General features: G+C 44.4%; 12 protein-coding genes. 2 read left to right on the top strand and 10 right to left on the bottom strand.

All coding sequences use genetic code 11. The annotated features are described in order from the left end of the window. Window positions 1-4: 4 nt before the first annotated feature. The 10 genes from AB4493_RS07140 to rpsB form a co-directional block, all read right to left on the bottom strand. Window positions 5-505: an OmpH family outer membrane protein gene (locus AB4493_RS07140; RefSeq protein ID WP_017056311.1), complete on the bottom strand. Its 501-nt coding sequence runs from the start codon at window positions 503-505 to the stop codon at window positions 5-7. A gap of 27 nt (window positions 506-532) precedes the next feature. Further along, window positions 533-2,938 (bottom strand): outer membrane protein assembly factor BamA, encoded by a 2,406-nt coding sequence (gene bamA / locus AB4493_RS07135; protein ID WP_372154725.1) that lies wholly within the window; start codon window positions 2,936-2,938, stop codon window positions 533-535. Window positions 2,939-2,986: 48 nt separating this feature from the next. Continuing rightward, complete coding sequence (gene rseP / locus AB4493_RS07130; RefSeq protein ID WP_372154724.1) at window positions 2,987-4,345, bottom strand: sigma E protease regulator RseP; 1,359 nt, start codon at window positions 4,343-4,345, stop codon at window positions 2,987-2,989. Beyond that, window positions 4,342-5,550 carry a 1-deoxy-D-xylulose-5-phosphate reductoisomerase gene (gene ispC / locus AB4493_RS07125; protein WP_017060737.1) on the bottom strand — a complete coding sequence of 403 codons (1,209 nt, stop codon included), beginning with the start codon at window positions 5,548-5,550 and terminating at the stop codon, window positions 4,342-4,344. The genes rseP and ispC overlap by 4 nt, the downstream gene beginning before the upstream one ends. Window positions 5,551-5,601: 51 nt before the next feature. Then, window positions 5,602-6,444, bottom strand: coding sequence for a phosphatidate cytidylyltransferase (locus AB4493_RS07120; protein WP_017063365.1), 843 nt, complete (start codon window positions 6,442-6,444; stop codon window positions 5,602-5,604). A gap of 15 nt (window positions 6,445-6,459) precedes the next feature. Beyond that, window positions 6,460-7,212 (bottom strand): isoprenyl transferase, encoded by a 753-nt coding sequence (locus tag AB4493_RS07115; RefSeq protein WP_017063364.1) that lies wholly within the window; start codon window positions 7,210-7,212, stop codon window positions 6,460-6,462. A 98-nt stretch (window positions 7,213-7,310) separates the two neighbouring features. Beyond that, window positions 7,311-7,868 carry a ribosome recycling factor gene (frr, locus tag AB4493_RS07110; protein WP_017060741.1) on the bottom strand — a complete coding sequence of 186 codons (558 nt, stop codon included), beginning with the start codon at window positions 7,866-7,868 and terminating at the stop codon, window positions 7,311-7,313. 98 nt (window positions 7,869-7,966) lie between these two features. Then, the gene (gene pyrH / locus AB4493_RS07105; RefSeq protein WP_017060742.1) at window positions 7,967-8,698 is read right to left on the bottom strand and encodes a UMP kinase; all 732 of its coding nucleotides are present in this window, start codon (window positions 8,696-8,698) and stop codon (window positions 7,967-7,969) included. Between the two features lie 161 nt (window positions 8,699-8,859). Continuing rightward, complete coding sequence (gene tsf / locus AB4493_RS07100) at window positions 8,860-9,705, bottom strand: translation elongation factor Ts (RefSeq protein WP_017063361.1); 846 nt, start codon at window positions 9,703-9,705, stop codon at window positions 8,860-8,862. A gap of 141 nt (window positions 9,706-9,846) precedes the next feature. Next, window positions 9,847-10,578 (bottom strand): 30S ribosomal protein S2, encoded by a 732-nt coding sequence (rpsB, locus tag AB4493_RS07095; protein ID WP_032546326.1) that lies wholly within the window; start codon window positions 10,576-10,578, stop codon window positions 9,847-9,849. A 457-nt stretch (window positions 10,579-11,035) separates the two neighbouring features. On the opposite strand from rpsB, the gene map reads away from it, so the two are divergent. Together map and glnD are read left to right on the top strand one after the other, a co-directional pair. Beyond that, the gene (gene map, locus AB4493_RS07090) at window positions 11,036-11,914 is read left to right on the top strand and encodes a type I methionyl aminopeptidase (RefSeq protein WP_372154723.1); all 879 of its coding nucleotides are present in this window, start codon (window positions 11,036-11,038) and stop codon (window positions 11,912-11,914) included. A gap of 138 nt (window positions 11,915-12,052) precedes the next feature. Continuing rightward, window positions 12,053-14,674, top strand: coding sequence for a bifunctional uridylyltransferase/uridylyl-removing protein GlnD (gene glnD, locus AB4493_RS07085; protein WP_372154722.1), 2,622 nt, complete (start codon window positions 12,053-12,055; stop codon window positions 14,672-14,674). Window positions 14,675-14,860 lie beyond the last annotated feature (186 nt).

Raw genomic sequence — 14,860 nt, 5'->3', positions numbered from 1 at the left:
AAACTTATTTCAGTGCTTTAATTACTTTCTCAGAGATGTTGTATTCTGGCTTGCCGTATTGCAGAGCTTGAATATCAACGATCATATCGTAGCCTTCTTTCTCTGCAACTTTCGTTACAGCATCTTGAATCACTTTAAATAGCTTCTGCTTCTCTTGTGCTTCACGACGTTGGCTTGCTTTTTCTAGTGCTTGAGCTTTGATTTTGTACTTGCTGTCTAGTTGACCTACTTCGATACGTAGCTTTTCAACTTCGTCAGGACCTAGTAGCTCGCCATCACGCTTAAGCTTTTCAATCTTAGTCTTTGCTTCAGCTTGAATGCTCTGTAACTCAGCCGCTTTATCTTTGAACTCTTCCTGCATTTTTTGAAGAACAACTTCACGCTGAGGTAGAGCCTGGAATACTTGTGCAGTGTTTACATAACCCACTTTTTGCGCAGCTTCGGCAGCTGTTGCAAAGAAAGAAGAGCTAAGAACTACAAGGCCTAAACCTGCTGCTTTAATCATATTTTTCAAAATATTGTCCTTTAAATATTAGAAAGTTCTACCAATGGTAAATGTGAAGAATTCCTCATCATCACCTTCGTAAATTTTAACTGGTTTCGCTAAAGAGAAAACCAGTGGGCCCATCGGTGACATCCATTGCAGGGCAGCACCATAAGATGAACGGTAATTTGTTGGATCAGAGTAATCGTAGTAGTACTGACTGCCACTGTTAGGTGCGCCACGGTCTACGAACTCTGTATCCCATACACTTGCCATGTCGAAGAAGACACTGGTTCGAATCTGGCTGCGCGCTTCATCAGAAGCAAACGGCGTTGGGACAATTAACTCTAAACTGGCCAAAGCAACCGCGTTACCACCAACCGAATCATCGGTTGCAGAGCTGTATGTAGGGTTATTTCCTGTACTGCTTCCGTAAACGGCTTTCGGACCTGCTGAGTTAGAACCAAAACCACGTAGGGTTGTAAAGCCACCCGCATAGTAGTTCTCATAGAACGGGAACAAGTTATCGTTACCATCCGTTTGACCATAACCATTACCATAGCCTAATCGGCCACGCATCAATAGTGTGAACTCATGCTTTTTGGTCAGCGGGATGTAATGTTTTACATCGTACTGTGCTTTGAAGTACTTAGCATCAGAGCCTGGTACTGTCATTTTAGCGAAAGCACGTTGGTGGTTACCCTCAGTTGGGAAGAAACCACGGTTCAAGTTGTTACGCGTCCAAGAAATATTGATATCGAAGTCATCAGTTAAGATGTGCTCGTCACCATATTGGTCAATACTTCTCGCGAACTGTTCAACTTGGATATAGGTCGGAACGTTACCGATTTTGTTGTGTGTATAGCCAACACCAAACTCGATACGGTTCAGCTCATCCATAGGGAAACCCCATGTTAGGCTGGTACCATAACTTTGGTTGGTATAGTCGACAATACCCGCTTCAGAGGCTTCGAATTCGTTGTAGAAGATCTTACCGCCTAGACTCACACCATCAAGGTTCCAGTATGGGTCACGGTAGTCTAAGCTCACGTTCTTTTGGTAATCGTTCATCATGGCACTTACACCAACACGGTTACCTGAGCCTGCAAAGTTGTCTTGTTGTAAACCAACTTGGAAACTGACACCTGATTCCGTACCGTAGCCGACACCAAAGTTGATGCTGCCTGAGTTAGCTTCCTTAACGTTGTAAACCAAATCAACTTGGTCTTCACTACCAGGAACACGAACTGTTTGTACATCAACCGTTTCAAAGAAACCTAAACGGTTAAGACGGCTCTTACCAGTATCAATTGACTTAGAGTTAAGCCAACTGCCTTCCATTTGACGCATTTCACGACGAAGAACTTCATCTTTCGTTGAGTTATTGCCCGTGAATCGAATGTCGCGAACATAGATACGGCTACCCGCTTCTACATTGATAACTAACGACACTTCTTTGGTCTCATCATTGAATTCAGGAATCGTACGAACTTGTGGGTACGCATAACCAGATTCACCAAGAATTCGTTTTACGCTCTCTTCTAAAGACGTTACCGATGAACCGTTATAAGTATCACCGTCTTCAAATGGCACTAGCGCTTCAAAATCAGCCTCACGGCCGATGAGTTCACCACGAAATGCGACATCTTTAACGGTGTAGGCTTCGCCTTCATCAATACCAAGCGTGATATAAACGCCTTTCTTATCTGGAGAGATCGCAACCTGAGTAGAGTCTACCTTAAACTTAAGGTAACCACGGTCGAGGTAGTAAGATTTCAGCGCTTCGATATCACCCGCTAATACTTGCTTCTGATATTTTTCATCCGCAAGGAAGTTCCACCATGCAACATCAACGTTCAGATTAAAGCGGCTAAGTAGCTCAGCGTCTGAGAAGACTTCGTTACCTATAAAGTTGATTTGCTGAATCTTAGCAGATACGCCTTCAGTAAAGACAAACTTAAGGTCAGAACGATTACGAGGCAAAGGCGTCACAACCGCTTTTACTGTCGCGTTGTACTTACCAACACTGTAGTAAAAATCTTCAAGGCCTTTCTCGATGTTACTCAGCGTTGTGCGGTCAAGGGCTTCACCTTCACGAACACCAGATGCATCTAGGTTCTGCTGAAGTTGCTCTTCTTTGATCGCTTTGTTCCCTGAAAATGAAATGCTTGCGATGGTCGGTCGTTCTTTTACTTGAACAACTAAAACACCTTCATCGCGAAGGACCTTAACATCCTCAAAGTTACCTGAAGCATACAGTGCACGAATGATCTCAGATACATCGCCTTCATCCACTTCATCGCCAATACGCACTGGCATCTTCAGTAGAGCTGCACCAAGTGCAACACGCTGTAAACCTTCGATCTTGATATCTTGAACTACAAAGTTTTGTGCTCCGTTCGCAGCCACACTAGTGGCCAATAGACTTGCGAACAGAATTTGCTTAATCGCCATACTTATTCTAATTATTCCTTGCTACTACCAATGCCTGTGAGAAACCATTCACAGACGAGTAAAATCATTAAATATTGCCAGAGCCATCAAAGAGAAGAGGATTGCACCTCCCACTCTGTATCCCATTTCCTGAATTTTTTCAGGGACAGGTTTACGAGTAATGGCCTCAATAGCGAAAAAGAGCAAATGTCCGCCATCAAGCATAGGCAGCGGAACCAAATTAATAATACCCAAATTGACACTAATCAGAGCCAAAAAGCCTAAGAAGTAAACCAAACCGTAATCGGCGGTTGTACCTGCGCCTTTAGCAATTGAAATCGGGCCACTCAAGTTGTTTAAGCCGACATCGCCAACGATGAGCTTCTTGAGCATTGTCAGCGTCAAACTAATGATTTGACCTGTTTTATCAAATGCTTTTCCTACAGACTCAATTACACCAAATTGTAACTCAAAGCGATAATCTTCTGGCCATTCTGCGACTTCTGGAGCAATACCCGCATAGCCGATTATTGAACCATCAGAAAGCTCTCGACTTTTTGGCGTCATAGACAACGACTGTTCAAAACCATTACGCAGTACAATAAGGTTCATGGATTTCATCGGGTTCGAGCGAATTAACTCAACAACCGACTGCCACTGTTCAATTGGCTGCCCATTAATTTCAACAATTTTGTCACCAGCTTCTAGACCCGCAGAGTATGCAGCGCCATCATCAATAACTTGAGCAAGCACTGTTGATATCTCTGGAGAGTACGGTCTAAAACCAAGCGTTGTCATTGCAGATTCAGTTTCTGGGTTGAACGACCAGTCTGAAATATCCAATGTCATTTGTTGCTCAAAGCCGATGTCGTCTTGAGAAGCAACCGTCACTGTCATGGATTGATCACCAATGTGCGATATCAACCCCATATTGACTGATTCCCAATCTGCGGTTTTGATTCCTGAAATAGATTTAAGTTCCATTCCAGTTTCAATTCCGGCTTGTGCAGCAATAGATTGTGGAGTGACTTCACCAATCACGGGCTTAACCGCGGGTACGCCAATCAAAAATACTAACCAATACGCGAACACCGCAAAGATAAAGTTGAATGCAGGGCCTGCACCCACAATCGCCGTTCGTTTCCAAAGCGGCTTCTTGTCGAAAGCGTATTGCTGTTGATCTTCAGAAAGATCGTCAACACGACCATCGAGCATCTTAACGTAGCCGCCCAGTGGAATCACTGACAAGCTGTATTCAGTACCATCACGGCCCACTTTACTCCAGATCGATTTACCAAAACCAATCGAGAATTTTTCAACTTTCACACCACAACGACGAGCGACCCAGAAGTGTCCAAACTCATGAACAGCAACCAGAATGCCAAGCGCTACGATAAAAGATGCGAAGTTCCACAGAATTCCACTCATGCTAGCTGCTCTTTAATAAATTGAATGGCTATTTGACGAGACATATTATCGAGCTCGAGAAGGCTTTCCAAGCTATCTAAACCCTCAGAGTTATGTTGTTCACATACTTTGCTCATAACGTGTTCGTTAATGACAGCAATATCGGTAAACTTCACCTGATTGTTCAAGAAAGCGTCGACCGCGATCTCGTTTGCTGCATTAATGGCTGTTGTCGCATGCTGACCTAAGTAGCACGCTTCAATCGCTAACCTCAAACACGGGTAACGACTGAAATCTGGTTCTAAGAAGGTAAGCTCACCCACTTTAGTAAAGTCTAAAGGCTTAACACCCGCCTCGGTACGATTAGGGTAAGACATCGTCAAAGCGATTGGCGTTGCCATATCTGGTTCGCCCATTTGAGCAAGCACAGAGCCATCCTTGTACTGAACCATCGAGTGAATCACAGACTGCGGGTGAATGATGACCTTTAACTGCTCCTGAGAAGCATTAAATAGCCATTTCGCTTCAATGTACTCTAGCCCTTTATTCATCATAGTCGCAGAATCGACAGAGATCTTAGGCCCCATAGACCAGTTAGGGTGTGCAATTGCGCGTTCAGGAGTCACTGATTCGAGTTCAGCCACATCGGTATAACGGAAAGGACCACCAGAACCAGTCAGAAGAATATGGTTAATGCCGTTTTCTTCAAGGTTACAGCGGCCTAGGTTAGTTTGTACGTTCTGCGGAAGGCATTGGAAAATAGCATTATGCTCGCTATCGACAGGAAGCAGCTCTGCACCGTATTTTTCCACGGCGTCGATAAACAACTGCCCAGACATCACCAAAGCTTCTTTGTTTGCAAGCAAGATACGCTTGCCCGCTTTAACCGCAGACATAGTAGGAAGTAAACCAGCGGCACCAACAATCGCGGCCATTACCGTGTCCACTTCCTCTAGAGAAGCAACCTGACACATGCCTTCAGTGCCTGAAAGTACTTTTACGTTAGGGTAACTCACGGACAACACTTCAGTCAGTTGAGACGCTGCATCAGAGCAAGCCATAGCAACATAGCTTGGTTGCCACTTTTCAACTAACGCCAGCATCTTTTCAACATTCGAGCCTGCAGCCAGTGCAACCACTGAATAGAGATCTGGGTTTTGCTCAACGACTTTTAGTGTACTTGCACCAATTGAGCCGGTAGCGCCAAGGATAGTTAGATTTCGCATCACATATGACCGTAGAAATGTAATAAAGGGCAGAATCACTGCCCTTTTTTATTAGAATGCTAAATAAAGCAGAGCAAAGACAGGGAATGCAGCCGTTAAGCTATCTATTCTATCTAGTATACCACCATGACCAGGAATCAGATTACTGCTGTCTTTCACCCCAGAAACACGCTTAAACATGCTTTCAACAAGGTCACCTAGAACAGAAATAACAACGGTCACAAGGGTAATAACAATCATGTGAAGTGGGCTTGTGAATTGGATGTCAAACAAGTCAGCAAAGATCCAAGCCACGATCACCGCAGTAATAATGCCACCTATAAGACCTTCAATCGTCTTATTAGGGCTTACCGCTGGTGCCATTTTACGCTTACCAAAACTCTTTCCTGAAAAGTATGCGCCGCTATCTGCAGCCCAAACAAGCAAGCAAACAAACATCACCAGTTTAGCACCGTGGTAAGGATCAGCATCGATACCGTTAGCACGCAGGATAACCACACTCCAGAAGAATGGCAGCAGAGTCAGCACACCAAAGGCGTGACGAAGAAGAGAAGAGTCTTTCCATGCAGGCATAGACTTAGGATAAGTCACCGCCATGCCACTCGCGATTACCCACCAAATCGAGCCAATCGTTAGAATGGCGTAGTGAGCAGTAGACAAGTTATTAAGGCTAAATGCATCAAAAGGGATAAAAGCAAAACTTGCAGCACTTACCACAACCGTTGGAATCAACGCTACATAACGTGATTTGCTTTCAACAAACTGAGTCCACTCCCAAAAACCCAATAGCGAGATTACCGCTAGTGAAAGAATAAATGTAGGAAGTGATAACTCGAAAATACCTAGAATAACTAGGGGAGCTAAAATCAACGCCGTAATAATTCGTTGTTTCAAACCAAAAAATCCTTATTAACTGTCCATCAGAGCTTTAATTTGCTCACCGGTGCATCCAAAACGACGCTCACGGTTAACAAACCAAGTCACAGCTTCTACTAAGCTGTCTTCATTAAAGTCTGGCCAGAATTGTTCAGTGAAATACATTTCGGCGTAAGCCAACTGCCAAAGCATAAAATTACTAATGCGGCATTCGCCACTGGTACGGATAAGTAGATCGACTTCAGGAATATCTGCCATTGTCAGGTGCTGTGTAATCATAGCTTCATCAATGTCATCTACATTAATATCACCAGACTTTACCTGTTGAGCAATAGAGGTCATTGCTTGCTGAATATCCCACTTACCGCCGTAGTTAGCTGCAATATTAATAACCATACCCGTATTGGTGCTAGTCAAAGCTTCCGCTTCTTCTATCTTCTTTTGTAGTCGATCATTGAAACGACTTTTATCACCAATAACACGAAGTTGTAGATTATTTTTATGAAGCTTTTTAACTTCACTCGACAGCACTGAAATAAACAGTTCCATCAAGATACCGACTTCTTCTTCAGGACGACGCCAGTTTTCGCTACTAAATGCAAAAAGAGTAACGGCTTTAATGCCAAGTCTGGCTGCAGAAGAGATAGTTTTACGAACGGCTTGAACACCGTTTTTATGGCCAAAGACGCGAGGCTTGCCCTGAGCTTTTGCCCAGCGACCATTACCATCCATAATGATAGCAATGTGTTTAGGAAGAGAGTCTGTGAACGCTTGAGAATTATGCATAAAAGAGTGAATCAAATTCTAATAGTCGAACAGAGTAGCATAAAAAAACGCTGCACCGTGAGTACAGCGTTTTTCCGGAAAGAAAAGAATATGGAAAATTAAACTTCCATCAACTCTTTTTCTTTAACAGCTAGAACTTCGTCTACGTTCTTAACCGCAGCGTCAGTTAGCTTTTGAATTTCGTCTTGTGCTTTACGATCTTCATCTTCAGAGATTTCTTTATCTTTAAGAAGTGCTTTTAGATCGCCATTCGCGTCACGACGGATGTTACGGATAGCAACACGGCCACCTTCAGCTTCGCCACGAACGATTTTAACTAGGTCTTTACGACGCTCTTCCGTTAGCGGTGGAAGTGGAACACGGATAACCGTACCAGCAGACATAGGGTTTAGGCCTAGGTCAGATGTCAGGATTGCTTTTTCAACTAGAGGAGTCAGTGTTTTATCAAACACTGTAATAGCTAGTGTACGTGCATCTTCAGCGATAACGTTAGCTACTTGAGTCAAAGGCGTTGGAGCACCGTAGTACTCAACAGTAAGACCAGAAAGTAGGCTCGGGTGCGCACGGCCTGTACGAATCTTTTGCAGGCTGTTTTTTAGTGCATCAACACTTTTTACCATGCGCTCTTGAGCGTCTTTTTTGATTTCGTTAATCACAATTTCACCTTGATTATGTTCTTTCTTCAAGAAAGCTTTTTATTTGGAGTGATAAGGATAAGCTTACCAAGGTACAACACCTCAGTAAGCCCGAAAAATTAGTCAGCGTCGCTGATTAATGTACCTTCAGTTTCACCCATAACCACGCGACGTAGTGCGCCTGGTTTATTCATGTTAAATACACGGATTGGCATTTTGTGATCACGTGCTAGCGTAAATGCAGCCAAGTCCATTACTTTAAGTTCTTTATCAAGAACCGTGTTGTAAGACAACGTATCATACAACTCTGCGTCTGGGTTTGCTACAGGGTCAGAAGTAAATACACCATCTACTTTTGTCGCTTTTAGAACTACGTCAGCTTCGATTTCGATACCACGTAGACATGCAGCAGAATCCGTAGTGAAGAATGGGTTACCCGTACCAGCAGAGAAGATCACAACGCGACCTTGACGTAGTTGGCTGATTGCATCTGCCCAGTTGTAGTCGTCACACACACCTTTAAGAGGGATTGCAGACATTACACGTGCGTTTACGTAAGCACGGTGAAGAGCGTCACGCATTGCAAGGCCGTTCATTACCGTTGCAAGCATACCCATGTGGTCACCAACAACGCGGTTCATGCCAGCTTCAGCAAGACCAGCACCACGGAACAAGTTACCGCCACCGATAACAACACCAACTTGAACGCCTAGTTCAACCAATTCTTTTACTTCTTGAGCCATACGATCAAGGATCGTTGGGTCAATACCAAAACCTTCTTCGCCTTGTAGCGCTTCACCGCTAAGTTTTAACAGAATACGTTGATACACTGGTTTAGGGTTCGTAGTCATGGAGTTTACCTTCCAAAGAGTTGATGATTAACAGTCATGGATAAAAACTGAGTAAGTCAGTTTGCATTCATAACCACTAACGTTGCCTTCAAAAATAGTTCACTATTCATAAAAAGACCGCAGCATTTGCCACGGTCTTTTTTCAAACAATACGCTAAGGATTAACCTTTTTGTACCGCTGCAACTTCGTCAGCGAAGCTCATTTCAGCAGCTTTCTCGATACCTTCACCAACTTCTAGACGTACGAAGTTAGATACTGCAGCGCCTTTTTCTTTAAGGATTTCGCCAACAGTTTTCTTAGGTTCCATGATGAAAGCTTGACCAGTTAGAGAGATTTCGCCCGTGAATTTCTTCATACGGCCGATAACCATTTTCTCAGCGATCTCTTGAGGCTTGCCTTCGTTCATAGCGATTTCAACTTGAACTTCTTTCTCTTTAGCAACTACGTCTGCTGGTACGTCTTCTGGGTTAACAAACTCAGGACGAGAAGCAGCAACGTGCATAGCAACGTGCTTAAGAGTTTCAGCTTCGCCTTCACCAGCTACAACAACACCGATTTTCTCACCGTGACGGTAAGAAGCTAGTGCAGCACCTTCAACGTAAGCTACGCGACGGATGTTGATGTTTTCGCCGATTTTAGCAACTAGAGCAACGCGAGTTTCTTCGAACTGTGCTTGTAGCTCTTCTACAGAAGCTTTAGAAGCTACTGCTGCAGCTGCAACTTCTTCTGCAAACGCAGTGAAGCTAGCATCTTTTGCTACGAAGTCAGTTTGGCAGTTAACTTCAAGAAGAACAGCTACACCGTTCTCTTCTTTGATGATGATTGCGCCTTCAGCAGCAACGTTACCAGCTTTCTTAGCTGCTTTCGCTGCGCCAGATTTACGCATGTTTTCAATTGCTAGTTCGATGTCAGCGTTTGCTTCTACAAGCGCTTTCTTACATTCCATCATGCCAGCGCCAGTGCGCTCGCGAAGTTCTTTAACTAGAGCAGCAGTTACAGTTGCCATTCTCTATTCCTCGGTTGATTCGAAAATAAGGTAAAAATCAGGGGCCAAAATGAGGCCCCCAATCTAACTATAACTTAGCTTACATTTAATAAAGATTTCAAAATCTATATTAGCTAAGCCAAGCGTGATTCAGAGCCGCTATTATTCAGCTTCTACAAAACCATCTTTTTCAGCAGCTACAGCAGCAACGTCTTTGTTACGACCTTCTTTAACCGCGTCTGCAGCAGCGTTTAGGTAAAGCTGTACTGCACGGATTGCATCGTCGTTACCTGGGATAACGAAGTCAACGCCGTCTGGGTTAGAGTTAGTATCAACTACAGCGTAAACTGGGATACCTAGGTTGTTTGCTTCTTTAACTGCGATGTGTTCGTGATCAGCATCGATTACGAATAGAGCGTCTGGTAGGCCGCCCATGTTCTTGATACCACCAAGAGACTTCTCTAGCTTCTCCATTTCACGAGTGCGCATTAGAGCTTCTTTCTTAGTTAGCTTGTCGAAAGTACCGTCTTGAGCTTGCGCTTCAAGTTCTTTCAGACGCTTGATAGACTGACGAACAGTTTTGTAGTTCGTTAGCATACCGCCTAACCAGCGGTTGTTAACGTAGAACTGGTTGCTGTTTACAGCAGCTTCTTTAACAGCTTCAGATGCAGCGCGCTTAGTACCAACGAAAAGAACTTTACCTTTCTTCTCACCAACTTTAGCGATTTCTGCTAGAGCTTCGTTGAACATTGGTACAGTTTTTTCTAGGTTGATGATATGTACTTTGTTACGAGCACCAAAGATGAATGGCTTCATTTTTGGGTTCCAGTAACGAGTTTGGTGACCGAAGTGAACACCAGCTTTAAGCATATCGCGCATTGATACAGTTGCCATTTTAAAATCCTCTATGGGGTTAGGCCTCCACATCCCCCATGAATCCGACCCCTAACAACTAACCACTTTTCAGCCGTTATCTGTGTTGTTGAGGCACCCCGGAACATGTGTCGGAATGTGTGTGATTTAAAGAAATAAGTTAGTGGACATAAAGCTTGTTTCGCCAATTGGAGAAAACAGTCCTGATGTCCGGCGCGCTTTATACCATATTTTGTCTATCTATGGCTAGAAAAAATTCTAAAAATGGCGACTGCTATACTGATCTCTAAAGGTAAATTTTCTCTATAAAATAGTGTCTATATCAAGCAGGTTCTGCATCTGTTAACCGAACATTATTTAATCACGTTAACAGTATCCTCCAGTATTGTACGGACATGGTAATGTTGCGCTAAATTGCTGCACTGATAGAATAGCCCCAATATGCACACTTAGGTGCTACCAAATTAAGAGATATGCAATGGCTGTAAAAATTAAAACTGCTGAAGAAATTGAAAAAATGCGCGTCGCCGGCAAGCTGGCCGCTGACATTATTGAGATGATCGAACCTCACATCCAAGTGGGTACCACGACGGAAGAGCTCAATACGCTTTGTCATGAGTACGCTCTAGAAAGAGGTGCATACTCTGCGCCACTCGATTACCACGGTTTCCCTAAGTCTATCTGTACGTCTATCAATCATATTGTGTGTCACGGCATTCCCGCGTCACAAGACGAGACGGGTAGCACAGGTCAATTCAAACCTGCGGTACTCAAAGATGGCGACATTCTGAACGTTGATATCACAGTTATCATCCCTGATGACGCAAATGCCGATCTTAGTACTCGCCCTCAAGGCTACCACGGTGACACCTCTAAGATGTTCCTAGTGGGTGAGGTTTCACCTGCAAACAAGCGTCTGTGCATGGTTGCTCAAGAAGCACTTTACGAAGGCATGCGCCAAGTTAAGCCAGGTGTTCAACTTGGTCAAATCGGTACTGCTATCGAGAAGTACATCAAAACAAACAACAAGAACAACCCACGCGCTAAGTTCTCTATTGTTAAAGATTACTGTGGTCACGGCATTGGTTCTGAATTCCACGAAGATCCACAAGTAGTTCACTACAAGAACAGCGATCGCACCGTGCTAAAAGCAGGCATGTGCTTCACTATCGAGCCAATGATCAACGCGGGTAAGTTTGGCTGTCGTCTTGATGACGAAGATAGCTGGACAGTATACACAGCAGACAACAAGAACTCGGCTCAATGGGAGCACACTCTGGTTGTAACTGATACTGGTTGTGAAGTACTAACACTGCGCAGCGATGATACAATCCCACGTATCATGAAGAACGCTTAGTTCACCGAACTGAGCGCATCAGCCTTTTAAAAATATCCTCGCATTGTCGAGGATATTTTTTATCCACTCAATTTCGATTTTCCATCAGCTTCTGTTAAATTGTTTACTATTCTCATTTGCTTGCACGGATAGCAGACTATGCCTTATCAATGCCCTCTTACGTTCAATGACGAACAAATTGAAATCTGCGAATTAAAAAATCAGCTCGAGATCTTCACGCAGTATCAAAAAAATGAATTTCTGAACCACCATCCCGTCACCGATTTGGTTCTACTGCGCTCCGAATACATGGATTTACTTCTCAATCGTTTGTGGGAAAATTTCGGATTCAACAAACTGCCTCATATTTCACTTGTCGCAGTGGGTGGTTATGGTCGTGGCGAACTGCATCCTTTGTCTGACATTGATATTCTCATTGTCTCGCAAAAAACACTACCACCAGCTCTTGGTGAAAAGGTCAGTCAATTCATTACTCTACTTTGGGATTTAAAGCTCGAAGTTGGCCATGCTGTGCGAACTATTACTGAGTGTCTCGATATCGGCACCGATGATTTAACCGTCGCGACCAACCTACAAGAGTCGCGATTGTTATGTGGTAGTGAAGACACTTTCCAAGAACTAAAACTGAAGATTCATTCCGATTCATTTTGGCCAAGTGAGACGTTTTACAAAGCCAAGATTCAAGAACAGAGAGAGCGTCATGCTCGCTACCACGACACCACCTATAATTTAGAACCGGACATCAAATCGACTCCGGGAGGGCTCAGAGACATCCATACCCTGAGCTGGGTTGCGCGTCGCCACTTCGGCGCGACCTCTTTGTTAGAGATGAGCAAATACGGCTTTCTGACCGATGCTGAATATCGTGAGCTCGTTGAGTGCCAAGATTTTTTATGGCGTGTTCGCTTTGCATTGCATATTGAACTGCGCCGTTACGACAACCGTTTAACGTTCGCGCATCAAGCTCAAGTCGCTGAACATCTGGGTTATACGGGTGAAGGAAACCGTGGTGTTGAGATGATGATGAAAGAGTTCTACCGAACCCTTCGTCGTGTTGCTGAACTGAATAAGATGCTGCTTAAGCTGTTCGATCAAGCGATCATCAATGGCGGTCAAACCCAAGACGCTGAAATTCTCGATAGTGATTTCCAACGTCGAGGTTCGTTGATCGAAGCGCGCAAGCCTGCCCTATTCCAAGCAAGACCAGAAACCATTCTCGATATGTTCATCCATATCGCCAATGACTCGACTATCGAAGGGGTAAGTCCACCAACATTGCGACAACTGCGTACGGCACGCCGTCGATTGAACCGATTCCTGCATACCATTCCTGAAGCTCGTGACAAGTTCATGGATCTAGTTCGCCACCCTAATGCCCTGCACAAAGCCTTTAGCTTAATGCACAAATTGGGCGTGCTCTCTGCGTACTTACCGCAGTGGAGCCAGATCGTTGGTCAGATGCAGTTTGACCTATTCCATGTTTACACCGTGGATGAGCACAGTATCCGCCTGCTCAAGCACATCAACCGCTTTGGTCAAATCGAAAACCACGATAAGCACCCTATCTGCTGTGAAGTCTATCCTCGAGTACAGAAGAAAGAGTTGCTGATCCTTGCCGCTATCTTCCATGACATCGGCAAAGGCCGCGGCGGAGACCACTCTGAGATAGGTGCGGTTGAGGCTTACTCTTTCTGTATTGAACACGGGCTATCGAAGCCTGAAGCCAAACAAGTCGCGTGGTTGGTACAAAATCACCTATTGATGTCAGTAACGGCTCAACGTCGTGATATCTACGATCCGGACGTAATCACAGAGTTCGCCAAGAAAGTACGCGACGAAGAGTCGTTAGAACTGCTGGTGTGCCTAACGGTAGCCGATATCTGTGCAACCAACCCAGAACTATGGAACAGCTGGAAACGTACCCTACTCGCAGAACTGTTCCATTCTACGCAGCGCGCACTGCGCCGCGGCTTGGAAAACCCCGTCGATGTCAGAGACCGTATTCGTCATAACCAGCAAATGGCATCTGCACTGCTGCGTAAAGAAGGCTTCACGGCTCGTGAGATTGAGGTGTTGTGGCAGCGTTTCAAAGCTGACTATTTCTTGCGTCACACACATAAACAAATCGCTTGGCACTGTGAGCACTTACTTCGCCTAGAAGACCCAAGCCAACCGTTAGTGCTGATCAGTAAGAAAGCGACGCGCGGTGGCACAGAAGTGTTCGTTTATTGTAAAGACCAAGCAGCACTGTTTGCGACCGTGGTTGCCGAACTCGACAGACGTAACTTTAACGTTCATGACGCGCAGGTCATGGTTAGCAAAGATGGTCATGTTTTGGATACCTTTATCGTACTGGATCAGCACGGCGAAGCGATTGATGAAGCAAGACACAAAGCCGTCGCTAAGCATCTAACTCATGTTCTGGCTGATGGCCGCCCAACTAAGATTAAGACTCGTCGTACGCCACGTAACTTGCAGCATTTCAAGGTGAAAACCTTAGTTGAGTTCCTACCAACCAAGAGTAAGAAACGCACCTTGATGGAGTTAAGAGCTCTTGATACGCCAGGGTTGTTGGCTCAAGTCGGTGCAACCTTTGCAGAATTAGACATTAACTTGCACGGTGCGAAAATCACCACCATAGGTGAGAGAGCTGAAGATTTGTTTATTCTGACCAGTGACGCGGGAGGAAGACTGTCTGAAGAACAGGAACAAGCGCTAAGAGAAAGGTTAACTGAGCATGTTTCAGAACTCGCACCTTAGAAAGCTAATTTAGTGCTAGAAGTAAGTTATTACTAGGAAACAAGTTTAGCTCTAGGAATAGCTTTAATAGCCAAATAAGTGTGGGCAAAGATAGAGAGCGATCTTGCCCACAACTTACAATCAATTCACAGATATCAACTATCTAGCTCGTCGTTAGGCTGCTACATTGATCAAGTCAATTACATA

Origin of the sequence: Vibrio sp. 10N.222.55.A1 (genome assembly GCF_041473835.1) — a bacterium.
GTDB classification, from domain to species: Bacteria; Pseudomonadota; Gammaproteobacteria; order Enterobacterales; family Vibrionaceae; genus Vibrio; species Vibrio crassostreae_C.
Note: the sequence above shows the minus strand (reverse complement) of the source record. Positions and strands in the feature narration are given on the sequence as shown.